The organism is Streptomyces sp. LUP30, from assembly GCF_001746365.1.
Taxonomy (GTDB): domain Bacteria; phylum Actinomycetota; class Actinomycetes; order Streptomycetales; family Streptomycetaceae; genus Streptomyces.
Genome location: NZ_MJAJ01000008.1, coordinates 122,463 through 147,288 on the forward strand (window position 1 = coordinate 122,463; position 24,826 = coordinate 147,288).

22 protein-coding genes, 1 tRNA gene and 1 pseudogene are annotated in these 24,826 nt (G+C 70.8%); 13 read left to right on the top strand and 11 right to left on the bottom strand.

Annotated elements, in window-relative coordinates; translation table 11 throughout:
* Positions 1-222: 222 nt before the first annotated feature.
* Positions 223-2,955, bottom strand: coding sequence for an SUKH-4 family immunity protein (locus BG482_RS40790; protein ID WP_079141724.1), 2,733 nt, complete (start codon positions 2,953-2,955; stop codon positions 223-225).
* 8 nt (positions 2,956-2,963) lie between these two features.
* Positions 2,964-3,968 carry an SMI1/KNR4 family protein gene (locus BG482_RS10090; protein WP_079141726.1) on the bottom strand — a complete coding sequence of 335 codons (1,005 nt, stop codon included), beginning with the start codon at positions 3,966-3,968 and terminating at the stop codon, positions 2,964-2,966.
* A gap of 308 nt (positions 3,969-4,276) precedes the next feature.
* Between BG482_RS10090 and BG482_RS10095 the strand changes: the two genes are divergently transcribed.
* Positions 4,277-4,858 carry a YwqJ-related putative deaminase gene (locus BG482_RS10095; RefSeq protein ID WP_069768593.1) on the top strand — a complete coding sequence of 194 codons (582 nt, stop codon included), beginning with the start codon at positions 4,277-4,279 and terminating at the stop codon, positions 4,856-4,858.
* 68 nt (positions 4,859-4,926) lie between these two features.
* Positions 4,927-5,421 carry an SUKH-3 domain-containing protein gene (locus BG482_RS10100; RefSeq protein ID WP_069768594.1) on the top strand — a complete coding sequence of 165 codons (495 nt, stop codon included), beginning with the start codon at positions 4,927-4,929 and terminating at the stop codon, positions 5,419-5,421.
* A 182-nt stretch (positions 5,422-5,603) separates the two neighbouring features.
* Here the strand turns inward: BG482_RS10100 and BG482_RS10105 are convergent, their stop codons facing one another.
* Complete coding sequence (locus tag BG482_RS10105) at positions 5,604-6,884, bottom strand: sensor histidine kinase (protein ID WP_069768595.1); 1,281 nt, start codon at positions 6,882-6,884, stop codon at positions 5,604-5,606.
* Between the two features lie 166 nt (positions 6,885-7,050).
* Here BG482_RS10105 and BG482_RS10110 point away from each other — a divergent pair, with 166 nt between their 5' ends.
* The 7 genes and pseudogenes from BG482_RS10110 to BG482_RS45075 all read left to right on the top strand — a co-directional run bounded on the left by BG482_RS10110 (position 7,051) and on the right by BG482_RS45075 (position 12,898).
* On the top strand, positions 7,051-7,926 hold the full coding sequence (locus tag BG482_RS10110; protein ID WP_069768596.1) for a hypothetical protein: 876 nt from the start codon (positions 7,051-7,053) through the stop codon (positions 7,924-7,926).
* Positions 7,927-7,937: 11 nt separating this feature from the next.
* Positions 7,938-8,008: transfer RNA gene (locus BG482_RS10115), tRNA-Gln, on the top strand.
* Between the two features lie 130 nt (positions 8,009-8,138).
* On the top strand, positions 8,139-9,587 hold the full coding sequence (gene glmU / locus BG482_RS10120) for a bifunctional UDP-N-acetylglucosamine diphosphorylase/glucosamine-1-phosphate N-acetyltransferase GlmU (RefSeq protein ID WP_079141725.1): 1,449 nt from the start codon (positions 8,139-8,141) through the stop codon (positions 9,585-9,587).
* A 134-nt stretch (positions 9,588-9,721) separates the two neighbouring features.
* The gene (locus BG482_RS10125) at positions 9,722-10,696 is read left to right on the top strand and encodes a ribose-phosphate diphosphokinase (protein WP_069768598.1); all 975 of its coding nucleotides are present in this window, start codon (positions 9,722-9,724) and stop codon (positions 10,694-10,696) included.
* A gap of 223 nt (positions 10,697-10,919) precedes the next feature.
* Complete coding sequence (locus BG482_RS10130) at positions 10,920-11,504, top strand: 50S ribosomal protein L25/general stress protein Ctc (protein ID WP_069768599.1); 585 nt, start codon at positions 10,920-10,922, stop codon at positions 11,502-11,504.
* A 187-nt stretch (positions 11,505-11,691) separates the two neighbouring features.
* Positions 11,692-12,294 (top strand): aminoacyl-tRNA hydrolase, encoded by a 603-nt coding sequence (pth, locus tag BG482_RS10135; RefSeq protein ID WP_069768600.1) that lies wholly within the window; start codon positions 11,692-11,694, stop codon positions 12,292-12,294.
* 41 nt (positions 12,295-12,335) lie between these two features.
* Positions 12,336-12,898 (top strand): annotated as a pseudogene (locus tag BG482_RS45075) (hypothetical protein).
* A gap of 134 nt (positions 12,899-13,032) precedes the next feature.
* Here the strand turns inward: BG482_RS45075 and ppc are convergent.
* Positions 13,033-15,786 carry a phosphoenolpyruvate carboxylase gene (ppc, locus tag BG482_RS10145; RefSeq protein ID WP_069768601.1) on the bottom strand — a complete coding sequence of 918 codons (2,754 nt, stop codon included), beginning with the start codon at positions 15,784-15,786 and terminating at the stop codon, positions 13,033-13,035.
* Positions 15,787-16,078: 292 nt separating this feature from the next.
* On the opposite strand from ppc, the gene BG482_RS10150 reads away from it, so the two are divergent.
* Positions 16,079-17,089 (top strand): fatty acid desaturase, encoded by a 1,011-nt coding sequence (locus BG482_RS10150; protein WP_069768602.1) that lies wholly within the window; start codon positions 16,079-16,081, stop codon positions 17,087-17,089.
* On the top strand, positions 17,086-17,772 hold the full coding sequence (locus tag BG482_RS10155; protein WP_069768603.1) for a TetR/AcrR family transcriptional regulator: 687 nt from the start codon (positions 17,086-17,088) through the stop codon (positions 17,770-17,772). Before BG482_RS10150 ends, BG482_RS10155 begins: the two co-directional genes overlap by 4 nt.
* Positions 17,773-17,913: 141 nt before the next feature.
* Here the strand turns inward: BG482_RS10155 and BG482_RS10160 are convergent, their stop codons facing one another.
* From BG482_RS10160 to BG482_RS10170, 3 genes are all read right to left on the bottom strand, one after another.
* Positions 17,914-18,087 (bottom strand): CsbD family protein, encoded by a 174-nt coding sequence (locus tag BG482_RS10160; RefSeq protein WP_069768604.1) that lies wholly within the window; start codon positions 18,085-18,087, stop codon positions 17,914-17,916.
* A 65-nt stretch (positions 18,088-18,152) separates the two neighbouring features.
* Complete coding sequence (locus BG482_RS10165) at positions 18,153-18,539, bottom strand: VOC family protein (protein ID WP_069768605.1); 387 nt, start codon at positions 18,537-18,539, stop codon at positions 18,153-18,155.
* 1 nt (position 18,540) lies between these two features.
* A complete protein-coding gene (locus BG482_RS10170; protein WP_069768606.1) occupies positions 18,541-19,338 on the bottom strand; it encodes a trans-aconitate 2-methyltransferase in 798 nt (265 codons plus the stop codon).
* Between the two features lie 87 nt (positions 19,339-19,425).
* Here BG482_RS10170 and BG482_RS10175 point away from each other — a divergent pair, with 87 nt between their 5' ends.
* Positions 19,426-19,923, top strand: coding sequence for a MarR family winged helix-turn-helix transcriptional regulator (locus BG482_RS10175; protein ID WP_069768607.1), 498 nt, complete (start codon positions 19,426-19,428; stop codon positions 19,921-19,923).
* Here the strand turns inward: BG482_RS10175 and BG482_RS10180 are convergent.
* Positions 19,882-20,649: a response regulator transcription factor gene (locus BG482_RS10180; protein WP_069768608.1), complete on the bottom strand. Its 768-nt coding sequence runs from the start codon at positions 20,647-20,649 to the stop codon at positions 19,882-19,884. The genes BG482_RS10175 and BG482_RS10180 overlap by 42 nt on opposite strands.
* Positions 20,650-20,983: 334 nt before the next feature.
* On the opposite strand from BG482_RS10180, the gene BG482_RS10185 reads away from it, so the two are divergent.
* Positions 20,984-21,451, top strand: a complete 468-nt coding sequence (locus tag BG482_RS10185; RefSeq protein WP_069768609.1) for an N-acetyltransferase — start codon at positions 20,984-20,986, stop codon at positions 21,449-21,451.
* Between the two features lie 46 nt (positions 21,452-21,497).
* On the opposite strand, the gene galK is transcribed toward BG482_RS10185, so the two are convergent.
* From galK to galT, 3 genes are read right to left on the bottom strand one after another with little or no spacing between them, the layout of a single operon-like run.
* Positions 21,498-22,655 (bottom strand): galactokinase, encoded by a 1,158-nt coding sequence (galK, locus tag BG482_RS10190; RefSeq protein WP_069768610.1) that lies wholly within the window; start codon positions 22,653-22,655, stop codon positions 21,498-21,500.
* Positions 22,655-23,665 carry a UDP-glucose 4-epimerase GalE gene (galE, locus tag BG482_RS10195; protein ID WP_069768611.1) on the bottom strand — a complete coding sequence of 337 codons (1,011 nt, stop codon included), beginning with the start codon at positions 23,663-23,665 and terminating at the stop codon, positions 22,655-22,657. The genes galK and galE overlap by 1 nt, the downstream gene beginning before the upstream one ends.
* Complete coding sequence (gene galT / locus BG482_RS10200; protein ID WP_069768612.1) at positions 23,662-24,723, bottom strand: galactose-1-phosphate uridylyltransferase; 1,062 nt, start codon at positions 24,721-24,723, stop codon at positions 23,662-23,664. Before galT ends, galE begins: the two co-directional genes overlap by 4 nt.
* Positions 24,724-24,826 lie beyond the last annotated feature (103 nt).

Below are 24,826 nucleotides of genomic sequence, written 5' to 3' on the forward strand. Positions count from 1 at the left end.
CCGCGTACAGGTCACGGCCAACCCCGAAAGCAGGCGGAGCACGTCCAGAACTCGGACGAGCTCGACCGAAGGCGGAGGGGGCGGGACCGAACACGAGGGGCCGGCCCCGACGCGGAGGGGACCCGGCCCGTGACACACAGAGGGGCTGGCCCCGGTCCTCCGACCGGGGCCAGCCCCTCTGTGTGTCACCCGCTCGACCGCCGGCGGGTCAAAGACCGCCCGTCACAGCAGCCCGTCCCACATCTCCTCCAGCAGCACCGACCACCAGCTCTCCGGCGAACCCAGCGCCGCCGGGTCGAGCGCGGCCAACTGCGCCTGGAAGTCCACGGTCCAGCGCCCCGCCTGCTCCTGGTTCAGACCGAACCGCAGCCGCCACATCCGCCCGAGCAACGCCAGACAGCGCGCGAACTCCGGCAGCCCCGTGTTCACGAACTGCGGCGGCACGGACCCACCACCCGGCCCGGCCTCCACCGGCACCGCCACGATGTTCGCCGTCCCGTACTGCACACAGATCGCCTTGCCGAAGTCACTGCCCATGACGAGGTACGAGCCCGCGTCCGGAGCCGGCTGAACGCCGCGCTCCGCCGCCAGCTCCGCCAGCGTCGGCACCGGCCGCCCCGGCTGGGCCTGCGCCCAGAAGAACGGCCCCATGTCCGCCGGCAGACCCGCCACCACCAGCGTGTGCGCCACGACCGGCGGCACGCCCTGCCGCGACACCGCCGCCTGCTCGAACCGGAACACCGCCGGCCCGAACACCGCGGCCAGCTCCTGCCCGACCGCCTCCGGCGGAACCGGCGGCACGGGCTGCACCGGCGGCAACGGCGCACGCACCGGAGCCGGACGCGCCGGCCCGTCCGCCACCTGGTGCAACTCGCCCTGATGCGCCAGCAGTTGCTGCATGCCCTGCTGCCGGCTCGCGTGATCCGTGCCGTACGGCGCGATGCTCGTGATCCTCGCCTGCGGCCACTGCTCCCGGATCATCCGCGCACAGTACGCACCCGGCAGCTCGCACGACTCCAACTCCGTGTGCAGCTCCAGCACCTGGTCCGGGGGCACGTTCATGGCCCGCAGCTCATGGAAGATCTGCCACTCCGGGTGCGGCGTCCCCGGCGCGGAACGCCGGATCAGCTGCTGCTCCGAGCCGTCCTGCGCGCGATAGCGCAGCACCGCCTGGTAACCCGGGCCGACCGTCGGCAAACCCTGCTGCTGCGGATACCCGTACGCCGGAGGCTGCCCCGGTACCGGGCCGCCCGGCGGCGGCATCGCACCCGGCGGCAGCGGCGGCCGGGGAGCGCCCGGGAAGCCGGGGACGCCCGGAACCTGCGGCGGCGGAGGCGCACCGGGACCACCCTGCTGAGGGCCGGCCAGCATCGTCTGAGCCTGGTGGACCGCGCCGGGAGCACCGGGAGGCTGCGGCGCGCCTCCCGCACCCGGACCCATCCGGCCGGGGTCGGCCAGCATCGTCGCGGCATGGTGAACGCCACCGGGAGGCGTGCCCCCGGGCGGGTTCGGCCCAGCAGGCGCACCAGGTGCCCCCGGCGCACCCGGCGGCTTCGGCGCACCAGGCCCGGCGGGCCCGTCGGGACCCAGGGCGGACACCATCTGCGTGGGCACGTAACCGCCCGCCGGAGCCCCCGGGGCACCCGGAGCACCCGGCCCGGCGGACGGAGGCGGAGGCGGAGGCGGCGTGCCGCCCGGACGCGCACCGGGCGCACCCGGCGCAGCCGGCGGAGGCGGCGGCACCGCCCCCGCGCCACGGGCACGACGCGGAGGCGGCGCGGCCTTGCTGGTCGCGGCGTCGGCGATGTCACCGGCGTTCGGCGCGAGCGGTCGCGCCGACGAACCCGGCGGAGCGGCAGCGGGAGACTGAGCGGCCCCCGCTCCGTGCGGATGGCCGTAGGACGAGCCGTCGGGCACGGGCGGTCCCTGCGGACTCCCCGGCGGCGGAGTCCCCGGCCCGCCGGGCGCACCGGGCCCCTGCGGATAGCCGTACGACGCGGCAGCCGGACCCGACGGCACACCGGGCCCACCAGGCGCACCCGGGCCGCCGACCGACCCGGCGCCCGGTCCACTCGCGCCGCCCTGCGCCCCGGGGCCAGAAGCGCCGAGCGCGGGCGAGACCGCGGTGGGCGGCAGCTGGCTGCCGCCGGACATCAGCGCCGTCTTGGCGTCCGAGGACGCCGACGGCGGCGCCGACTCGTCGTCGGATCCGCTCAGCGGCGGCGCGAACACGGTCGCGGGCAGCGGCACGGAACGGTCGTCACCTGCGTCCCCGTTGGTGTCCGTCCCGGCCCACGGCGTCGCCCCCGCCGGAGCGGGAGCAGCAGAACCCGCCGACGCCACACCGGCACCGGCTCCGGCTCCGGCGCCCGCGGGCACCCCGCCCTGCGTCTGCGGCAACCCGCTCCCGGGCACCCCGCCCTGCGTACGGGGAAGCGAAGGATCAGCGCCGGCCGGGACACCCGGACCGGAACCCGAACCGGAACCCGGCCCGGCCACCGCGGCCGGCTCCGCAGCGTCACCGCCGCCGCTGTCACCACCACTGTCACTGTCACCCGGACCGGCGTCCCGCCGGTCCGGGATGCCCAGCTTGTCCGCCGCCTCCTGCAACCACTCCGGCGGCGACAGCAGGAACGACGTCTGATTCAGGTCCACCCGCGCCGCAGGCGCCGGCACCGCGTCGACGGGACCGTCCGGACGGCCGTACTCCTCCTCGTACCGGCGGATCACCTCACCCACCGGCGCCGCGGGCCACAACGTGGCCTCCCCGCTGTCCCGGGCGATCACCAGCCGCTGCGCGCCCCCGTCCGAACGCGGGCCCTCCGCCCGGTCCTCGGCCCACACCACGAAGCCCAGCCCGAACTCCCGCACCCGCACCTCACGGTGCTGATACGCCGGCACGTCCCCGTTGATCCACTCTTCGGCGCGCTCCTGCGCCTGTGCGAACGTCACCATCGTTCAGCTCACTCCCCCGCACCCGCGGACGACACGGACGACACCGGAACCGCCCGCGCGAACCCGCCGTCCACCATCAGATTCGCCACCGTCTCCAGCTCCGGCGGATTACCGGCCAACCGCGACAGGAAGACGTCGAAGTCCTCACCGCACGGCAGCAGCAACCGCTCCATGCGCTCCGCCGCCGACCACCCCGGATCCACGTCCCGCACGTCGTCGTACGCGCAGAACCACACCGAACCGGCCCGCTCGCCCCGCACCTTCACGGCCAGCAGCCCGCCCTGCACGAAACCGACGCCCAGGTAGTCCTTCGTCAGATGATCACGCAGACACTTGTTCACATACACCAGGTCGTTGACCGCCGCCTCGTCCCGCACCGTGAAGAACGGCTGGTCCACCAGCAGCCCCAGCTCCGCGTCCAACGCCGCGCCCACCGGCGCACAACCGCCCGCCGCCTTCAGGAACGACCGATACGCACCCGGCAACCGGTACCCCAGGTCCTCCTCGACCCCCTGCACCTGCTGCTCCGTCACCGCCACACCCGACTTCGGCAGCCCGAAATGCGCCGGACGCGTCTCCTGCAACGGACGCGTCCCCCGCTTCGACTGATCCACCACCGCCGTCGACACCCCACCGTGATGCCGCAACAACGCCTTCACCTCGACCGGCACCAGCTCCAGCCGCCGCGAACCCACCACGTGATGCCACGTCCAGCCGTGCGGAGTCGCCACCGGGGACACCGTGTCCCACAGCTCGTGCCCCGAAGCCGCCGACGCCGCGTTCGCCGACACGTAGTCCGTCAACCGCAACTCGTCCACGCCGAAACCCTCCGGCGGATCAGCGATCTCCGCGACCGCGCGCGCGTACGGCGAGAAATCCGGGTAACCCCGCTCGTCCACCCGCACACCCCTCGGGTGCCGTGCCGCCCGGACCGGGTCCGGGAAATGCACGACCTGCCCGGCATAGGCCGCGTTCGGCGGCGCGGCCTGCTGCCCGAGCCGACCTGTAGTCATGGCGGTTGCCCCCTGCGGCACTCTGTACGGCCCGCAGCGACCCGTTCCGCTTCGCGAACCGGCCCACCACGCCCCGTATCGACTGTCTTCAACAATCGCCAACGCGCGTCAACCGCGCGCTCACGGTGGCGACAGCCTATGCGGTACGACGACAGCGGTCACCGGCCCTCCGCTTCCGTGACCAGCCGTCACCCCGCCGTGACAGCCAGCCCGAACCCGGGCGTGTCGCACCGCCCCAGCTTCCCCACCCGCCACCCCATTTGGCACCCTGTGACCTTCCGGGGGATGCACGGGAGGGGAAAACGATCATGAACGCGACGCAGACGGGGTCACACACCGGCAGGTCGGGCGACCTGCACCCCCACACCACGGGCGACCACCACACCGCCCCCACCGCCGAAAACCACCCCGCCAACGGCGACCCCCGCATCGGCTGGTCCGCCACCGAACCTCCCCGCACCCCCACCCTGCGCCACCGCCGCGACGGCATACTGCCCACCGTCGCCGCCGCCCTCTCCGTCCGCGGCGCCACCCTCACCGGCACCGCCGCCCGCGGCGACCAGCCCCCACCCCTGCACCCCCTCGTCCAGGACTTCCTCGACACCCTCCCCAGCACCCAACGCGACCGCTTCACCGGCCGCTGCGCCGAAGCACTCCTCATCTCCCGCCACATCGCCGCAGCAGACGCCGCCCGCAGCAGACGCGCCGCCCGCCGCCCCATGACCAACGGCGAAGCCCGCAAAACACTGAAACAAGCCAAACTCACCACCCGCCACATCCGCGAAGACGGCGACCCCCTCCACGGCAGCTTCGCCACCCCCTGCCGCGCCTGCACCGCCCTCAGCGCCCACCTCGGCGTCCGCATCGTCGACCCCGCCACCGCCGACTGACCCGCACACCCCAGGCCGACACCCCCCACACCCGGCCACGCACCACCAGCACGACGAACGAAGGGCAGATGCACCCCGACCGCACCTCCACCACGCGCTTCCCCGTACCCGTCGACGCCGCCCTGCGCGCCGCCGGCTGGCAACCCGGACGCTGGGACATCAAACAAGCCGAGATCTGGGCCGACACCCTCCGCGAACACACCTCACCCGCCGGCCACCGCCACGCCGTCTTCCCCGCCGCCGTCGAGGCCTGGGCCGAATTCGGCGGACTCACCGTCACCCCCGCCGGCCCCGGCCGCCAGATCGCCCCCACCACCCTCCACCTCGACCCCCTCCACGGCCTCCACCTCGCCCGCACCCTCGCCGACCTCGGCCGCGCCCTCGACACCGACGTCGCCCCCCTCGGCACCGAGACCGACACCCACTCCCTCCTCGCCATCGACGCGGAAGGCCGCGTCTACGCCCTCGACCACACAGGCGACTGGTACCTCGGCCCCGACATCGACCAAGCCCTCGGCGCCCTCACCACCGGCGTCGAACCCACCCGCCTCACCGCACCCTGACCGCCCCGGCCGACCACACCCCGCCCCCTCCCGGCCACACGAAACAGACCCCGGTCACATGACGCTGCAATCCCCACGCAGCGGTCACAGCACCGCGGTCACAGCGCCGCGGTCACAGCGCAGCGACCACCACGCCTCGGCCACTACGCCGCCCTCACAACACCTGGGTCACAACGCCTCGGTCACGACGCCGGAATCACCGCCGACACCCGAAACCCCCCCGACTCCGTCGGCCCCGACACGAACACCCCGCCCAACGCCACCACCCGCTCCCGCATCCCCACCAACCCGTTGCCCCCCGACGGCAGCCCCGCCGACGACGCCGACCCCACCTCGGGCGGCGCACCGTTCTCCACCTGCATCGCGATCTCCGCCACCCGATGCGCCAACCGCACCCGCGTCTTCGCCCCCGCCGCATGCTTGTGCACGTTCGTCAACGCCTCCTGCACCACCCGATACGCCGTCTGCTCCACCTCCGGCGCATACGCCCGCACCTCACCCTCCACCAACAGCTCCACCACCATCCCCGCAGCCGCCGACTGCCCCACCAGCTCCTCCAACTCCTCCAGACAAGGCCCCTCCCCCTCCTCCACCACCGCCGCGGCCACCGCCACCAACGGCGCCGACGCAACCCGCGCCCCCGAACCACCACTGCGCAAAACCCCGAGCATCTCCCGCAACTCGGTCAACGCCTGCCGCCCCATGTCCCCCACCAACACCGCGTTGCGCACGGCCTTCTCCGGATCCTTCCGCGCCACCGCCTGCAACGCCGCCGCATGCACCACCATCAGACTCACCCGATGAGCCACCACATCGTGCATCTCCCGCGCGATCCGCGTCCGCTCCTCACCCCGCGCCCACTCGGCCCGCTCCTCCGCACGCTCCGCGAGCAACTGCAACTCCCGCTCAAGGCTGTCCGCCCGCTCCCGAAGACTCTCCATCAACCGCCGCCGCGCCCCCACGTACATTCCCAGCAGCAACGGCGGGGCCGTCAAACCCAACGACGTCGTGATCGCCGCGAACGGAACGAACCAGTCCCCCAGCGTCAACGACCCACGGTTCATGCTCTGCCGCACCTGCACGAAGGTCACGATCAACGTCCCCAGCAACTGCATCCCCGCCAGCGAACCGATGATCCGCCGAGGCAACTCCGACGCGGCGAGCGTGTACAACCCCACGATCCCCATCAGAAAACCCATCTGCGCCGGCGTGATCGCGATCGCCACCAACACCACCGCGATCGGCCACTTCCGCCGCACCACCAGCACCGAACCCGCCAGCGCCCCGAACACCACCCCCACCGCCACCGGAATCCCGGCGTCCTGCGCGAACGGAACCCCCTCCACCGCACACTCCACGGCGGACACGAACCCCAGGCTCCAGTCGAACGCCGCGCTACGCCGTCTGCCCCACCACAACGGCCCTCCCCGGGCCGCCGTGTCCTCTTCCCCCGTCGTGGTCATGACTCCACCCTACGGGCGCGGCCCCCGCCTTTTCCGGCGACTTTCTCCGACCGATCCACACCACACACCGTAACCGAACAACATCGAAACCCACCGGTATCCCTCGAACTGCTGAACCACACCCGTTCGACCCCGGAACCGAGCATTCCGCCCGGACGGTATGCGTATGGCACATACCCATGGCAAGTACGCGGACTTCGAGGGACTGCGGGAGCGAGCGCTCGCCCTGCGACGCGAGGGCCTCAGCCGACGCCAGATCCGCGACCGGCTCCACGTCCACAACAACGACATCCTCAACCGGCTCCTCGACGGCGAACCCCCGCCGGACTGGACGAAACGCCCGAACGCCAAGGACGACCTGCGGGACAGGGCGCGCGAACTACGGCTCCAGGGGTGGACGTACGACCAGATCCAGGTGGAGCTGGGCTGCTCGAAGAGCTCGATCTCGCTGTGGGTTCGGGATCTGCCGAAGCCGGAGCGCAAGCGTCGCAGCACGGAGGAGGCCGCCGCCGTCGCAAGGCGCGGATGGGATGCGCGGCTGCGCATCCGCGACGAGGTACGACGCCGCGAGAAGGAGGAGGCGCGCCAGGCGGTGGGAGACCTCTCGGCGCGAGAACTGTTCCTGGTCGGAGTGGGCCTCTACTGGGCAGAGGGAGCCAAGGACAAGGCGTACGCCCGCCGCGAGCGGGTCGCCTTCGTCAACAGCGATCCGGGAATGATCCTGATCTTCCTGGCCTGGCTCGACCGGCTCGGCGTCGGGCCCGAGCGGCTGCGCTTCGCCGTCATGATCCACGAGAGCGCGGACGTGACGAGCGCCGAGGAGTACTGGGCCGACCTCGTCGGAGCCGACCGCTCCTCGTTCACCAAGACGACCCTCAAGAAGCACAACCCCAAGACCGTTCGGAAGAACACCGGGGAGTCGTACCGGGGCTGCCTGGTGATCAAAGTCCTGAAGAGCGCCGACTTGTACCGTCGCATCGAGGGCTCCTGGTACGGCATAGTGGAGTCCGCGCGCGCAGCCGATCAACGAAATCGGACATAGCGCGAAATCCATCCCGGATCGTCTAAGGGCAGGACAAACGGTTTTGGTCCGTTGAATGAGGGTTCGAATCCTTCTCCGGGAGCCCCACACCACACAAAAAGCCAGTTCGGGTCCTGCCCCAGCACGGGGTCGGGGCCCGCTCTCATGTCCCCCCGGAAACGCCCCGGTATCCTTCGGATGTCCCCACCTCTCCACAGCCGAAGGGCAACTCCGTGAGCGCCATTCGCCCGGCAGCCGTCGTCGTACTCGCAGCGGGTGAGGGCACCCGTATGAAGTCGGCCATACCGAAGGTCCTGCACGAGATCAGCGGCCGCAGCCTCGTGGGCCATGTGCTGGCCGCCGCCCGCGAGCTGGACCCGGAGAACCTGGTCGTCGTCGTCGGGCACGCCCGCGAGAAGGTCACCGCGCACCTCGCCGAGGTCGACGCCGCCGTGCGCACCGCCGTGCAGGAGGAGCAGAACGGCACCGGTCACGCCGTGCGGATGGGGCTGGAGCAGCTCGGCGGCGGTGTCGAGGGGACCGTGGTGGTCGTCTGCGGCGACACTCCGCTGCTCACCGGCGCGACCCTGGCGCAGCTGGCTGCGACGCATCAGGCGGACGGGAACGCGGTGACGGTGCTGACGGCCGAGGTGCCGGATGCGACGGGTTACGGGCGGATCGTGCGGGACGAGGCGTCGGGCGCCGTCACGGGGATCGTGGAGCACAAGGACGCGTCGGAGTCGGTGCGGGCGATCCGGGAGATCAATTCCGGGGTGTTCGCGTTCGACGGGGAGTTGTTGGCGGACGCGTTGAAGAAGGTGCGCACGGACAACAGCCAGGGCGAGGAGTACCTGACGGACGTGCTGGGGATCCTGCGCGAGGCCGGTCACCGGGTCGGTGCGTCCGTCGCCGCGGATCACCGTGAGATCGCGGGCATCAACAACCGGGTGCAGCTGAGCGAGGCGCGTCGGATTCTGAACGACCGGTTGCTGACGGCGGCGATGCTGTCGGGTGTGACGGTGGTGGACCCGGCGTCGACGTGGGTGGACGTGACGGTGACGTTCGAGCAGGACGCGGTCGTTCACCCGGGTACGCAGTTGCACGGTTCGACGCATCTGGGCGAGGGCGCCGAGGTGGGTCCGAACTGCCGGCTGACGGACACGGAGGTCGGTGCGGGGGCGCGGGTGGACAACACGGTGTCGTACAGCGCGCGGATCGGTGCGAACGCGTCGGTGGGGCCGTTCGCGTATCTGCGGCCGGGTACGCGTCTGGGCGCCAAGGGCAAGATCGGCACGTACGTGGAGACGAAGAACGCCTCGATCGGCGAGGGGACGAAGATCCCGCATCTGTCCTATGTGGGGGACGCGACGATCGGTGAGTACTCGAACATCGGCGCTGCGAGTGTGTTCGTGAACTACGACGGACAGGACAAGCATCACACCACCGTCGGGTCGCATTGCCGGACGGGTTCGGACAACATGTTTGTGGCGCCTGTCACGGTCGGGGACGGTGCGTACACCGCCGCGGGGTCCGTGATCACGAAGGATGTGCCACCCGGTTCGTTGGCCGTGGCCCGTGGCCAGCAGCGCAATATCGAGGGTTGGGTGGCTCGTAAGCGTCCGGGCAGTGCGGCGGCGAAGGCGGCGGAGACGGCGTCCCGCCGGGCGGAGAGCGAAGGCTGACCGGAAACAGGCGCGTCGGACTCGGCGTACCGTGATAAGTGCACACCCGCACCCCACCAGCTGAGACGGCCTCGTCGCGCCCAGCGGCGTGGTTTCTCGACATCCAGCTGAGACACCTCTGAGGAGACAGTGCTGTGACCGGGATCAAGACGACCGGCGAGAAGAAGATGATGTTCTTCTCCGGCCGCGCCCACCCCGAGCTTGCCGAGGAGGTCGCCCACCAGCTGGGTGTCGGGGTCGTCCCGACGAAGGCCTTCGATTTCGCCAATGGTGAGATCTATGTGCGGTATCAGGAGTCGGCGCGCGGTGCGGACTGCTTCCTGATCCAGAGCCACACGGCTCCGATCAACAAGTGGATCATGGAGCAGTTGATCATGATCGACGCGTTGAAGCGTGCGTCGGCCCGTTCGATCACCGTGATCGTGCCGTTCTACGGTTACGCGCGGCAGGACAAGAAGCACCGCGGGCGGGAGCCGATCTCGGCCCGGCTGATCGCGGACATGATGAAGACGGCGGGTGCGAACCGGATCCTGACGGTGGATCTGCACACGGACCAGATCCAGGGTTTCTTCGACGGTCCGGTGGATCATCTCTTCGCCCTGCCGTTGCTCGCGGACTACGTGGGCAGCAAGGTGGACCGGCAGAAGCTGACCGTCGTGTCGCCGGACGCGGGTCGGGTGCGGGTGGCGGACCGTTGGTGCGACCGGTTGGGCGCGCCGCTGGCGATCGTGCACAAGCGGCGTGACAAGGACGTGGCGAACCAGGTGACGGTCCACGAGGTCGTGGGCGAGGTCAAGGGTCGCGTCTGTGTGCTCGTGGACGACATGATCGACACGGGCGGCACGATCTGTGCGGCGGCCGACGCGTTGTTCGCGCACGGCGCCGAGGACGTCATCGTGACGGCGACGCACGGTGTGCTGTCGGGTCCGGCGGCCGATCGTCTGAAGAACTCCAAGGTGAGCGAGTTCATCTTCACCAACACCCTGCCGACGCCGGGTGAGCTGGAGGTCGACAAGATCACGGTGCTGTCGATCGCGCCGACGATCGCCAACGCGGTGCGCGAGGTGTTCGAGGACGGTTCGGTGACGAGCCTGTTCGACGAGCAGTGACGGTCGCCGTGGCGGCCGTGGTGACGGTCGCCGTGACGGTTCTCGTCTAGATCGATTTCTTGTACGGCCTTCCCGCTGCGTAGACTGTCCCAGTTGCTCGGCGAGGGAGGCCGTACGCGTGCGTTTGCGCGTATGTACGGCGGTCCGTTATCGACGCGCTCTTCGTAGCAGGCCGATGGTTTGGCCGGGTGACCACCTTTCCCCAGTTCTACGAGGAGTGAACATGGCCGAGGTCAAGCTCGCAGCCGAGACCCGCACCGAGTTCGGCAAGGGCGCCGCCCGCCGTATCCGTCGTGCCAGCAAGGTTCCCGCCGTCGTCTACGGTCACGGCGCCGAGCCGATGCACATCACGCTGCCGGGCCACGAGCTCCAGCTCGCGCTGCGCACTCCGAACGTCCTGCTGAGCCTGGAGCTCGAGGGCAAGACGCAGCTGGCCATCCCGAAGGCCGTGCAGCGTGACGCGATCAAGGGCTTCCTCGACCACGTCGACCTGCTGCTGGTCCGCAGCGGCGAGAAGGTCAACGTCGAGGTCTACGTGCACACCGAGGGCGACCTGGCGCCGGGCGCCTACCTGCTCGAGCACGTGCTGAGCACGCTGACCGTCGAGGCCGAGGCCACGCACATCCCGGAGTCGGTCACCGTCTCCATCGAGGGCCTGGAGGCCGGCGCCTCCATCCTCGCGAAGGACATCCCGCTGCCCAAGGGCACCACGCTGGTGATCGACGAGGACGCGGTCGTCCTCCAGGTGCTGGCCGCCCAGGCGGAGGAGGCCCCGGCCGAGACCGAGGCCGAGACCACCGAGGCCTGATCTTCCGGATCGTCGTTCCGTCGGCCGCCGCTTCCCCCGGGGAGCGGCGGTCTGCGTATGGTCCCCGTGTCGGTCCCTGTGTGCGATTGCCGCTCCGCGGCCCTCGCCTGCAGCCTGCACCCCTGTCAGTAGCACCTGCCTGCAGACCCTGTCGGTAGCCCCTGCCTGTAAGCCGAGTCGAGGAGACATGGACGTGACGACCGATGCCAGTGCGCCCTGGCTGATCGTGGGCCTGGGCAATCCGGGTCCGGAGTACGCGATGAACCGGCACAACGTGGGTTTCATGGTGGCCGATCTGCTGGCCGGGCGGATGGGCGGCAGGTTCAAGCGGGCGGGTAAGGCGCAGGCGCAGGTGGTGGAGGGGCGGGTGGGTCCGCCGGGGATGGGGAGCCGGCGGGTGGTGCTGGCGAAGCCGATGTCGTTCATGAACCTGTCGGGTGGTCCGGTGAACGCGTTGCGGGACTTCTACAAGGTGCCGTTGGGGAACGTGGTGGCGGTGCACGACGAGCTGGACGTCGACTACGGGGTGCTGCGGTTGAAGCTGGGCGGTGGGGACAACGGGCACAACGGTCTGAAGTCGATGACGAAGGCGATGGGGTCGGAGTACCACCGGGTGCGGTTCGGGATCGGGCGGCCGCCGGGTCGGATGCAGGTGGCGGATTTCGTGCTGAAGGATTTCGCGTCGGCGGAGCGCAAGGAGCTGGACTACTTCGTGGACCGGGCGGCGGATGCGGTGGAGGCGTTGGTGCTGGAGGGGTTGGAGCGGGCGCAGAGCACGTACAACTCCTGATCCGTCGCTCGGGAGGTTGACGTGTCGTTCGGGCATGGCCAATGATCCCGGCCATGCCTGCCGTAGTCGTCCGGTCCGCAGCCGTCCGGTCCCATCGTCGTCGGAGTTCCTCGTGGAGGGGGCCGGCCGGGGGATCGGCGGTGGCGTTGCGGTGGGGGCGGTTCGCGGTGATGGGCGGGGTGGCGGTGCTGATCCTGCTCGCGGGGGTGTGGGGTTCCTGGGGTGTGGCGCAGCACGTGATGCTGACGAAGGGCCGGGAGCAGGGCACGGTGGTGGTGGCGGAGTGTGACGGGGGGTGGTGTGCGGGGCGGTATGCGCCGGTGTCGGCGGGGTCGACGGCTCGTGCGCGGGTGGTGATCGAGGATTCGGTGGCGGTGCGGGTCGGGGGGAGGTATGCGGTGGTGCTGAAGCCGGGCTCGGGCGAGGCGGTGCGGTCGGGTCCTGCGGGGGTGTTGTTGGCGTGGGTGCCGTTGGGCGGGGCGTTGCTGCTGGCGTCGGTGGTGGTGGCGGGTGGTCTGGGGCGGGTGGGGGGGGGGGGGGGGCGGGGTGGGTGTTGGCGGGGTCGGGTGTGGCGTTGTTGACGGCGGCTTTCGTGGCGATGTGAGGGGTGCGGGGGTTGGGGGGTGTGGGTGGTGGCTGTGTGGACGTGGCGGCGCCCCCGGGTTCGGGTGAACCCGGGGGCGCGGTCGTTTCGTGGGTGTCCGGCGTGGGTGTGTGGGGCGTGGGTGTGGGTGTGGGTCAGCCGGTGTTGCGCAGGCCGGCCGCGACGCCGTTGACGGTGAGGAGGAGGGCGCGGGACAGCAGCGGGTCGGGTTCGGAGCCGGCGGCCGCGGCGTCGCGCTGGCGCTTGAGCAGAGTGATCTGGAGGTGGGAGATGGGGTCCAGGTAGGCGTCGCGGATGCTGAAGGTCTGCTTGAGGGCGGGGGTGGCGTCGAGCAGTTCGCGTTCGCCGGTGATCTTGAGGACTTCGGCGACGGTGAGGGCGTGTTCCGTCTTGATGGTGTCGAAGATGTGGCGGAGTTCGTCGGGGACGAGGGTGTCGACGTAGTGCTGGGCGATGCGCAGGTCGGTCTTGGCGAGGGTCATCTCGACGTTGGAGATGAAGTTGCGGAAGAAGTGCCACTGTTCGTGCATCTCCTCGAGCACGGTGTCCCCTTCCTGCCGCAGGCCTGCCTCGCGCAGTGCCTTGAGGCCGGAGCCCACGCCGAACCAGCCGGGGACGATCTGTCGCGACTGGGTCCAGCCGAACACCCACGGGATGGCGCGCAGGCCGTCGAGGGAGACGCCGAAACCGGGGCGGCGGGAGGGCCGGGAGCCGAGGTGGAGGTCGGCGAGCTGGTCCACCGGCGTCGACGCGAGGAAGTACGTCGGCAGGTCCGGGTCCTCGACCAGGGCGCGGTAGGCGGCGTGGGCGGCGTCGGAGACGACGTCCATGGCGGCGTCCCAGCGGGCGAGGGCCTCGTCGGACTGGCGGGGGGCGGTGTGCAGGGCGGAGGCCTGCAGGGTGGCGGCGACCGTCAGTTCCAGGTTCTCCCTGGCGAGGGAGGGGATGAGGTACTTGTCGGAGATGACCTCGCCCTGTTCGGTGACCTTGATCTCGCCTTCGAGGGTGCCCCAGGGCTGGGCGAGGATGGCGTCGTGGGAGGGGCCGCCGCCGCGGCCGACGGTGCCGCCGCGGCCGTGGAAGAGGCGCAGGCGGACGCCGTAGCGGTGGGCGACGTCGCGCAGCCGGCGCTGGGCGCGGTGGATCTCCCACTGGCTGGTGGTGATGCCGCCGAACTTGGAGGAGTCGGAGTAGCCGAGCATGACTTCCTGGACGTCTCCGCGCAGGGCGACCAGCCTGCGGTACGACGGGTCGGAGAGCATGTCCTCCAGGATGGTGTCGGCGGCCTTGAGCTCGTCGGTGGTCTCCAGGAGGGGGACGATGCCGATCTTGGCCCAGCCTGCGTGGAGGTCGACGAGTCCGGCTTCGCGGGCGAGGACGGCGGCGGCGAAGACGTCGTCGGCGCCCTGGCACATGGAGATGATGTAGGACTCGATGACCTCGGGTCCGAAGACCTCCAGGGCGCGCTTGACGGTGAGGAAGACGCCGAGGGTCTTCTCGCCGGCGGCGTCGACGGGGGCCGGGGTGGGTGCGAGGGGCCTGCGTGACCTGAGTTCCTTGGCGAGGAGCTTGGTGCGGTACTCGCGGGGCATGTCGGTGTAGCGCCAGGATTCTTCGCCGAGGCGGTCGAAGAGCTGGCCGAGGGCGTGGTGGTGGGCGTCGGCGTGTTCGCGGACGTCCATGGTGGCGAGTTGGAGGCCGAACGCGGCGAGGGTGCGGATGGTGCGGTTCATGCGGCCGTCGGCGAAGAGGCCGCCGCGGTGTTCGCGCAGGGAGGTCTGGATGAGGGTGAGGTCCTGCAGGAGTTCACTGGTGCCGAGGTAGTCGCGGCCGGGCTCGTGGGGGATGCCCTTGGCGAGGCGCTGCTTGGTGTTCTCGAGCTTCTGGCGGATGCAGGTGGCCTTGAGGCGGTAGGGCTCTTCTGCGTTGAGGCGCTTGTAGCGGGGGCTGATCTCGGGGAGTCGTTCGAGGTCGGCCTGGAGGGAGGCGAGGAGTTCGTCGGTGGCGCCGGTGTAGCGGATGGAGTTCGACAGGAATCCGCGCAGTTCGTCGATGGTCTCCAGGGCGTCGTTGATGCCGTGTTCGTGCTGGAGGATCAGGACGTCCCAGGTGACCTGGGGGGTGACGTTGGGGTTGCCGTCGCGGTCGCCGCCGATCCAAGTGCCGAAGGTGAGGGGGCGGGTGTCGTCGGGGAGCTTGACGCCGACGCGTTCCAGTTCCGCCGTCAGGTCTTCGAGGACGTCGCCCACGGCGCCGGCGTGGAGTTCGTCGAGGTAGTAGATGGCGTTGCGGGCCTCGTCGGCGGGCTCGGGGCGGACGACGCGCAGTTCGTCGGTCTGCCACACGAGGTCGATGTTCTCGGCGAGGCGGGTGTCGTAGCGCCGGCGGTCGGACTCGATGACGGGGGTCTCGAGGAGTGCTGCGATGCGCCGGAGCTTGTTGAGTACCGACCGGCGCGCGGCTTCGGTGGGGTGCGCCGTGAAGACGGGGCGCACGTTGAGGTGGCGGACCGTCTGCTGGACGTGTTCGGGGTCGGCGTCCTTGAGGCGGTCGGCGGTGCGGGCGAGGAGGCCGCCCTCGGCTGCGCGGCGTTCGCGCAGTTCGCGGCCGCGGTGGACCTGTTCGGTGACGTTGGCGAGGTGGAAGTAGGTGGAGAAGGCGCGGACCAGCTTGGCCGCGGTTTCCAGTTCGATGCCACGCAGGAGTTCGGCGGCGGCTTCGCCGTCCTCTCGGGTGAGGCGGCGGACCTTTTCGACCAGGTCGAGGAGTTCTGGGCCCTCCTGCCGGACGAGGGTCTCCCCGAGGAGGTCGCCCAGTCGGCGGATGTCGGCGCGCAGCTCGGTGCTGGTCGTCGTGGTGGCCTGGCCAAGGTCGTCGGCACTGCTCACAGGTGCGGCTCCTTGCAGTGTTGAAGCTCGTCCGGGAGGGAACTCGGATGTCGGGCCTCGCGGCGGACGCCGCTTAGGGGCCCTGACATCCGGGAAGAAAACAGAGCGGACCGCGCTGTCCGACCGTCTCCAAGGATAGGTCTCCTCGGAGACGCGCAGGTTGGCGGGCTCTTGCCGCAGGGCGGTGCGCTGCCATACTTACGACGCCGTAGGTTACGGAACCGTAGGAATCAGGTCGTGGTTCCGGCAGCACGGCACCCTCCCTCCTTCCAAGACCCCCCAGGGGACGCGCATGACCACAGGCTCCAACGTGATCGAAGACCCGTCGAAGTCGCCCGACGGCGCCACCACGCCTTCCGCCACGCTCGGTGGCGAGCAGAAGCGGTCGATCGAGCAGATCATGCTTCTGCTCTTCATCGTCGTTCCGTTCCTCGCGGTGCTGGGGGCGGTGCCGCTGGCGTGGGGCTGGGGGGTGAGCTGGCTGGACATGGGGCTGATGGTCTTCATGTACTTCCTCGGCTGCCACGGCATCACGATCGGTTTCCACCGGTACTTCACGCACGGTTCGTTCAAGGCGAAGCGGCCGCTCCGGATCGCGTTGGCGGTCATGGGCTCCATGGCGGTGGAGGGGCCGCTGGTGCGCTGGGTGGCCGATCACCGCAAGCATCACAAGTTCTCCGACGCGGACGGCGATCCGCATTCGCCGTGGCGGTTCGGGGAGACCGTGCCGGCGCTGATGAAGGGCCTGTGGTGGGCTCACATCGCATGGATGTTCGACGAGGAGCAGACGTCGCAGGAGAAGTACGCGCCGGATCTGATCAAGGACCCGGCGATCCGTGCGATCTCCCGTCAGTTCGTCCTGTTCACGGTGGTGTCGCTGGCGATCCCGCCGCTGGTGGGCGGGCTGGTGACGATGTCCTGGTGGGGCGCGTTCACGGCGTTCTTCTGGGGCTCGCTGGTGCGGGTGGCGCTGCTCCACCACGTGACGTGGTCGATCAACTCGATCTGTCACGCGGTGGGCAAGCGTCCGTTCAAGTCCCGGGACCGCTCCGGCAACGTGTGGTGGCTGGCGGTCCTGTCCTGCGGCGAGTCCTGGCACAACCTGCACCATGCCGACCCGACGTCGGCGCGGCACGGGGTGATGCGGGGCCAGGTGGACTCCTCGGCGCGCTTCATCCGGTGGTTCGAGATGCTCGGCTGGGCGTACGACGTGCGCTGGCCGTCACGCTCGCGTATCGATTCACGCCGTGACACCGGTGAGGGCGGCTCCCGGCAGGGGAGGGCGACCGCCGAGGCGGCATGATTGACGGCGTGGCGACCGATCCCAGCAACACCTCCAGTCCCAGCGGTGAAGTGAGTCCGCGGCGCGCGCGTCGCACCCGGATGACGGGGGCGGAGCGTCGTCAGCAGTTGCTGGAGATCGGTCGCACCCTCTTCGCGGCGAAGGGCTTCGAGGGCACGTCGGTGGAGGAGATCGCGGCGAAGGCCGGGGTGTCCAAGCCGGTGGTGTACGAGCACTTCGGCGGCAAGGAGGGGCTGTACGCGGTCGTGGTGGACCGGGAGATGCGCCGGCTGCTGGACATGGTCACGTCGTCGTTGACGGCGGGCCATCCCCGTGAGCTGCTCGAACAGGCGGCGTTCGCGCTGCTGGACTACATCGAGGAGTACACGGACGGCTTCCGGATCCTGGTGCGCGACTCCCCCATCCCGCAGTCGACGGGCACTTTCGCCTCGCTGATCTCCGACATCGCGACGCAGGTGGAGGACATCCTGGGCCGCGAGTTCAAGAACCGCGGGTTCGACGCGAAGCTGGCCCCCCTCTATGCGCAGGCCCTGGTGGGGATGGTCGCACTGACCGGCCAGTGGTGGCTGGACGTGCGCCGCCCGAAGAAGGCGGAGGTGGCGGCGCATCTGGTGAACCTGTCCTGGCACGGTCTGGACGGCCTGGAGGCCAAGCCGCACCTGATCGGGCGGCGCAAGAGCTGAGCCGATTCGGCGCCGTCGGCATCGGGCGCTTCGACGCATGCGGACAGGCCCCCCGTCCGTCGGGACGGGGGGCCTGTCCGCGTTGCGCGGCGTCTGTCCGCGTTGCGCGGCGTCTGCGTGCTCGCTCAGCGCATGTGCTGCTCAGTGCTTGAAGACGTCCTTCGTCTTCTCCTTGGCCTGTCGGGCGTCACCCTTGGCCTGGTCCGCGCGGCCCTCGGCTTCGAGCCTCTCGTTGCCCACGGCGCGGCCGACCGTCTCCTTGGCCTTGCCCTTGGCCTGTTCCATCTTCGCCTTGGACTTCTGCTCGCCTGCCACTGTTCATCACTCCCAGTCAGGTTTGCGTGCGCTCTCTACACAGCGGGTGACCCGCCTGGCGGGTCTCAAACACCGCACTCGTCGGATCGCCCGTCGTCGGGCTCCAGGAACTCCAGTCGGTTGCCGACGGGGTCGTGGGTGTGGAAGCGGCGGTGTCCGGGCAGGGCGTCGTCCCAGGCGATCTGCGTGCCGTGCCGCGCCAGCCGGGCCGCGTACGCCTCGATGCCGGTGACGCGCAGTCCGGGGTGGGCCTTGCGGGACGGCGTGAAGCCGGGCTCCGTGCCCAGGTGGAGCTGGACGGATCCGGCCTGGAACCAGCATCCCCCGTTGGCCGCGAGCGCGGGCGGCTTGGGGATCTCGGTCATGCCGAGGACGTCCACGTAGAAGGGGCGCAGGAGGTCTTCGGAGCCGGGCGGGGCGGCGAGCTGGACGTGGTCGACGGCGGCGATCATCTCAGCCCGCCTTGGTGGCGACGGCGAACAGGCGGCGGAACGGCAGGACGGTGCCGTACCCGGCGCTCGGGTAGGCCTCGCGCAGCAGGTCGCGGTACTCGGCGACGAAGGCGTCGCGGGCCTCGGGGTCGTCGGCGAGGGCGTCGAGGGCGGGGCGCAGTCCGGTGCCCTTGACCCAGTCCAGGACGGGGTCCTCGCCCTGCAGGACGTGCAGGTAGGTCGTGGTCCACACGTCGGCGGCGCAGCCGAGGCGGGCGAGCCGGTCGAGGTAGACGCCGGGTGCGTGGACGGAGTCCTCGTGGCGCAGTACGTGGCCGAGGCGGCTCTTCCAGCGGGCGCTGCCGCCGAGCTCGCGCATCAGGGCGTGCAGGGGCGCGTCGGCGTTGTGCGGGACCTGGAAGGCGAGGGTTCCGCCCGGGACGAGGCCGTCCAGCCAGCCGGCGAGGGCGTCGAGGTGGCCGGGGACCCACTGGAGGGCGGCGTTCGACACGAGCAGGTCGTAGCTCTCGGCGGGCGTCCAGTCGGTGAGGTCGGCGTGGGCGAAGTCGAGGTGCGGGCCCGCGTGGGAGGCGGCGTCGGCGAGCATCTGCGGCGAATTGTCGTAGCCGGTGATCCGGGCGTCGGGCCAGCGGTCGGCGAGGACGACGGTGACGTTGCCGGGGCCGCAGCCGAGGTCGGCGATGCGGGGTGGTTCGCGGGGCAGGACCGGGACGCGGGCGAGGAGGTCGGCGAAGGGGCGGGCGCGATGGCCGGCGTGGCGCAGGTACTGGGCCGGGTCCCAGGAGGGGTTGGTCGTCATGATCCGACTCTCCCTCCGATTTATCTCGACGTCAAGAGACTTCACATCAAGAGACTTCATGTCGACACAACCACTACACTGATCGTCATGGAGGACGAGGTCGATCGGCTGGTCGCAGCGTGGCGCCGGGAGCGCCCGGACCTCGACGTGGAGCCGCTGGAAGTACTCAGCCGAGTGAGCAGGCTGGCCCGGCACCTGGACCGGGCGCGCCGGCTGGCGTTCTCCGAGCACCAGCTGGAGCCGTGGGAGTTCGACGTCCTGACGGCGCTGCGGCGCGCGGGAGCGCCCTATCAGCTCTCGCCCGGGCAACTGCTGACGCAGACGCTGGTGACCTCGGGCACGATGACCAACCGCATCGACCGCCTCGCGAAGAAGGGCCTGGTGGAGCGGCTGCCGGACCCGAGCGACCGGCGGGGCGTGCTCGTCCGCCTCACGGACGACGGCAAGGACCGCGCCGACCAGGCGCTCGCCGGCCTGCTCGACCAGGAGCGGGCGATCCTGGCCGAGCTCTCCCAGGCCCAGCGCGGCGAACTGGCGGGCCTGCTACGCCAGTTGACCGCCCCGTTCGACAACATCCCCGGCTAGGTCCACCGGTCCCACGCCCGCCCGGCGCGCGAGGGCGACCGCCGCCAGGGTCGAGTGCACGCCCAGTTTGCCGAGGACGTTCTGCATATGGGTGCGGACGGTGTGCGGGGACAGGAACAGGCGCTCGGCGACGGCCTTGCGCCCCAGTCCCGCCACCATGCACCGCAGCACCTCGCGTTCCCTCGGCGTGAGGGACTCCACCAGACGTTCGCTCTCGGTGCGGTGCTTGCGGGCGGCCGTCAACTCCCGCAGAACGCCGGTGAGCAGGGCGGGAGGCAGATGGGTCTCCTCGCGCAGCACACCCCTGATGACGGTCAGCAGGCGCGAGAGCGAGCAGTCCTTCGCCACCCAGCCGGACGCCCCCGCCTGCAACGCGAGTGCCGCGCGGCGCGGGTCGTCCTTCTCCGCGAGCACGACGATCCGGATGTGGGGCTGTGCGCCGCGCACGCCCGTGACCAGCGATATCCCGTCGACGAGGCCGTCCTCGCCCACCTCCTGCACGGGTACGGCGGGCCGTATGCCGGGCAGGGTGCCGCCCAGGTCGGCGTCGACGAGCAGCACGTCGTACCGGCGCCCTTCGGCGACCGCGCGCTCCAGACTGCGCAGCGCCGCCGGGCCGCTGCCCGCCGCGGACACGTCGACGTCCGGCTCGGCGGCCAGCGCCGCGGCGAGCGACTCGGCGAAGATGCGGTGGTCGTCGACGACCAGTACACGGATGCGAACCACGAAACCCCCTTCCCCAAGCTCCTTGACGGAGCAGGGGATACCCCAAAGGTCCGGAGACGGAGAACACCAGGGAACACGGAAAACACGGAAAACACGGAACACACGGAGTACGGCGGAGCACACGGAGAACGACGACCGGCGCGGATACGGCGCCCACAGGGAGCGCCCTGGCCGCACGGCCGCCGCCGTGCAGACACTGCTACCCCCACCGCGGGCGTCGTACCCGGCTGTCCCGCCCCCTGATCAGCACCGGCCCCCACCGGTGTTGTTCACAGCGTAGAGCTGTGGGCCGACAGCGGAAGGCAATGTGCAGAACTAATTCGCGGACGCGTTTATGGTGTGCCGCATGTTCCGTCTTGAGACAGAAGTCGACAGGACTCGGCGCGATCTTCTCCGTTCCCGGCTTCTGGCCGCCAACACGGAGGCCTCACCGGTCCTGCGCGCCCTGCGCGGCACCCCGGCGGCACGCGAGTCGCCGCTGCACGTGTGGGCCTGCGGGCCCGGGGGCGAGCTGGCCGGCGGTCTGGTGGGCCACACCTGGACGGCCTGGCTGCACGTCGCCCAGCTGTGGGTGGACGCCCGTCACCGGGGGGCGGGCCTGGGCTCCAGGCTCCTCGCCGAGGCGGAGCGCGCCGCCCGCGACGAACGGGGCTGCACCCGGGTCCGCCTGGAGACCTGGGACTTCCAGGCCCCGGAGTTCTACCGGCGGCACGGCTACCAGGTGGTGTGCGTGATCGAGGACTACCCGCCGGGCATCACGGAGTACACGCTGACCAAGCGCCTCACGCACGAACCGGGGTGAGGCGCCCTCCGCCTCACCCCGGTGGTGACGTCCGCTCGACGCCGGTTCAGCTCAGGCGTCGCGCTCCCGCCGAGGGCACCGCCTCGAAGACCCGCGGAGCCTTGAGGCCCGCGGCCGTGAACGCCTCGCCGACGGCCTTGGTGAGCGCCTCGACGTCGGTGGCCTCGGCCAGGACGATCGCCGAGCCGCCGAAGCCGCCGCCGGTCATCCGCGCGCCCAGCGCACCGTGCGCGAGCGCGGTGTCGACGACGAGGTCCAGCTCGGGGCAGGAGACCCGGAAGTCGTCCCGGAGCGAGGCGTGACCCGCCGTCAGGACCGGCCCCACGGCACGGGTGTCGCCGCCCGACTCCAGGAGGGCGACGACCTGCTCGACGCGCTGGTCCTCCGTCACGACATGGCGGACCAGCCGGCGGACCTCCTCCTCGTCGCCGAGGCGGTCGAGGGCCGCGGCCAGGTCGGCGTACGCGATGTCGCGCAGCGCGTCGACGCCGAGGAGGGCGGCGCCCTTCTCGCAGCCGGCCCGCCGCTTGCCGTACTCGCCGCCGCTGTGGGCGTGCGTGACCTGGGTGTCGACGACCAGCAGGCGCAGTCCCTCGGCGGCCAGGTCGAGGGGGATCTGCTTCTGGGAGAGGTCGCGGGTGTCGAGGAACAGCGCGTGGCCGGCCTCGCAGCACGCGGACGCCGTCTGGTCCATGATGCCGGTGGGGGCGCCGACGTAGACGTTCTCGGCGCGCTGGCACAGCCGGGCGAGCTGCCAGCCCTGGAGCCCGAGTTCGAACAGGTCGTTCAGCGCCAGCGCCACGACGACCTCGATGGCCGCCGACGAGGACAGGCCCGCGCCCGACGGGACCGTCGACGCCAGGTGGACGTCGGCGCCGGTCACCGGGTGGCCGGCCTCGCGCAGGGCCCACACGACACCGGCCGGGTACGCCGTCCAGGCCTTGTCGGACTCGGGCGTCAGCTCGTCCAGGCGCAGTTCGGCGACGCCGGAGTCGAGGTCGGCCGAGTGCAGCCGCAGGACGCCGTCCGTGCGCCGGGAGACCGCGGCGACGGCGGTGTGCGGCAGCGCGAAGGGCATCACGAAGCCGTCGTTGTAGTCGGTGTGCTCACCGATGAGGTTGACGCGGCCGGGCGCAGCCCACACCCCGTCGGGTCGCGTGCCGTACAGCTCGACGAAGCCGTCCCGGACCTGCTCTGCCCCCATTACCGCTCCCCTGCGCCGTCGGCGATGTGCTGCGCGAACTTCCAGGCGTCCGCGACGATACCCGCGAGGTCCGCGCGGGACGGGTTCCAGCCCAGCCGTTCGCGGGCGGTGGCCGCGGAGGCGACCAGGACGGCCGGGTCCCCGGCGCGGCGCGGGGCCGCGACCTCGGGGATCGGGTGTCCGGTGACCTTGCGGACGGTCTCGACGACCTCGCGGACGGAGAAGCCGTTGCCGTTGCCGAGGTTGCAGATCAGGTGCTCGCCGGGCTGCGCGGCCGCGACGGCGAGCAGGTGCGCCTCGGCGAGGTCGGCGACGTGGATGTAGTCGCGCACGCAGGTGCCGTCGGGGGTCGGGTAGTCGTCGCCGTAGACCGAGATGGCCTCGCGGCGGCCCTGGGCGACCTGGAGGACGAGCGGGATGAGGTGCGACTCGGGTTCGTGGCGCTCGCCCTGCGCGCCGTACGCGCCGGCCACGTTGAAGTACCGGAGGGAGACGGCGCCGAGCCCGTGGGCCGCGGCCTCGCCGCTGATCATGTGGTCGACGGCGAGCTTGGAGGCGCCGTACGGGTTGGTCGGCTTCGTGGGCGCGGTCTCGACGATCGGGACCTGCTCCGGCTCGCCGTAGGTGGCCGCGGTGGACGAGAACACCAGCTTGCGCACGCCCGCCTCGCGCATGGCGCCGAGCAGCGCCATGGTGCCGCCGACGTTGTTCTCCCAGTACTTCTCCGGCTTGACGACGGACTCGCCCACCTGCGAGAACGCGGCGAAGTGGAGCACCGCGTCGAAGGAGTCGTCGAGGTGCTTGCCCGCGTCGCGGATGTCGCCCTCGATGAACGTGGCGCCCGCGGGGACGCCCTCGCGGAAGCCGGTGGAGAGGTTGTCGAGGACGACGACCTCGTGGCCCGCCTCCAGCAGGTGCTGGGCGACGACGCCGCCGACGTAGCCCGCGCCGCCCGTGACCAGATACTTGCCGCTCGTGCCGGTGGTGCCGCTGCCGGTGGTGCCGCTCATGAACTCGCTACCTCTCGCAGTCGCCGGGCCGCGAACTCCGGCGGCACGTCGTTGATGAAGACGTTCATGCCGGACTCGGAGCCCGCGAGGAACTTCAGCTTGCCGGACGTGCGACGGATGGTGAAAAGCTCCAGGTGCAGCCCGAAGTCGTCGCGGTTGACGCCCTCGAACTCCTCCAGCGCGCCGAACGGCGCCTGGTGCCAGGCGGAGATGTACGGCGTGGGCGGTTCACCTTCGCCGAAGATCCGGTCGAAGCGCCTCAAGAGTTCCAGGTACACCTGGGGGAACTCTGTGCGCGCGTCCTCGTCGAGGGCCAGCAGGTCCGGCACCCTGCGCTTGGGGTAGAGGTGCACCTCGTACGGCCAGTGGGCGGCGTACGGCACGAAGGCGACCCAGTGTTCACCCTCCAGGACGACCCGCTCGCCCGCGAGTTCGCGTTCCAGGACGGCGTCGAAGAGGTTCTCCCCTCCGGTGGCCTCCTTGTGCGCGGCGACCGAACGCAGCATCAGGGCGGTGCGGGGGGTGGTGAAGGGGTAGGCGTAGATCTGCCCGTGCGGGTGACCCAGTGTCACGCCGATCTCGGCGCCGCGGTTCTCGAAGCAGAACACCTGTTCCACGGAGGGCAGATGCGACAGCTCGGACGTCCGGTCCGTCCACGCGTCGAGGACCAGACGCGCCTGCTCCTCGGTGAGGTCGGCGAAGGCGGCGTTGTGGTCGGAGGTGAAGCAGACCACCTCGCAGCGCCCGGAGTCGCCGGCCAGGGAGGGGAAACGGTTCTCGAAGACGACGACGTCGTACGAGGAGTCCGGGATCTCGCTGAGCCGGTCGCCCTGCGAGGGGCAGAGCGGGCACTCGTCGGCGGGCGGGTGGTAGGTACGTCCCTGCCGGTGCGAGGCGACGGCGATGGAGTCGCCGAGCAGCGGGTCGCGCCGTACCTCCGAAGTGGTGACCGTGGGGTCCAGCGGACGTTTGTCCACCGCGTCGCGCACCGCGTCGTCCCGCTGGTCGTAGTAGATCAGCTCACGACCGTCGGCCAAGCGGGTCGAGGTCTTCTTCACCGCGACTCTCCTCCGTACCTCTAGATCCGCGGACCTAGACCCGTACACCTAGCGAAGCTTCCAACAGAACCAAACACATAAAACCACAAAGTCCCAGGCGAGT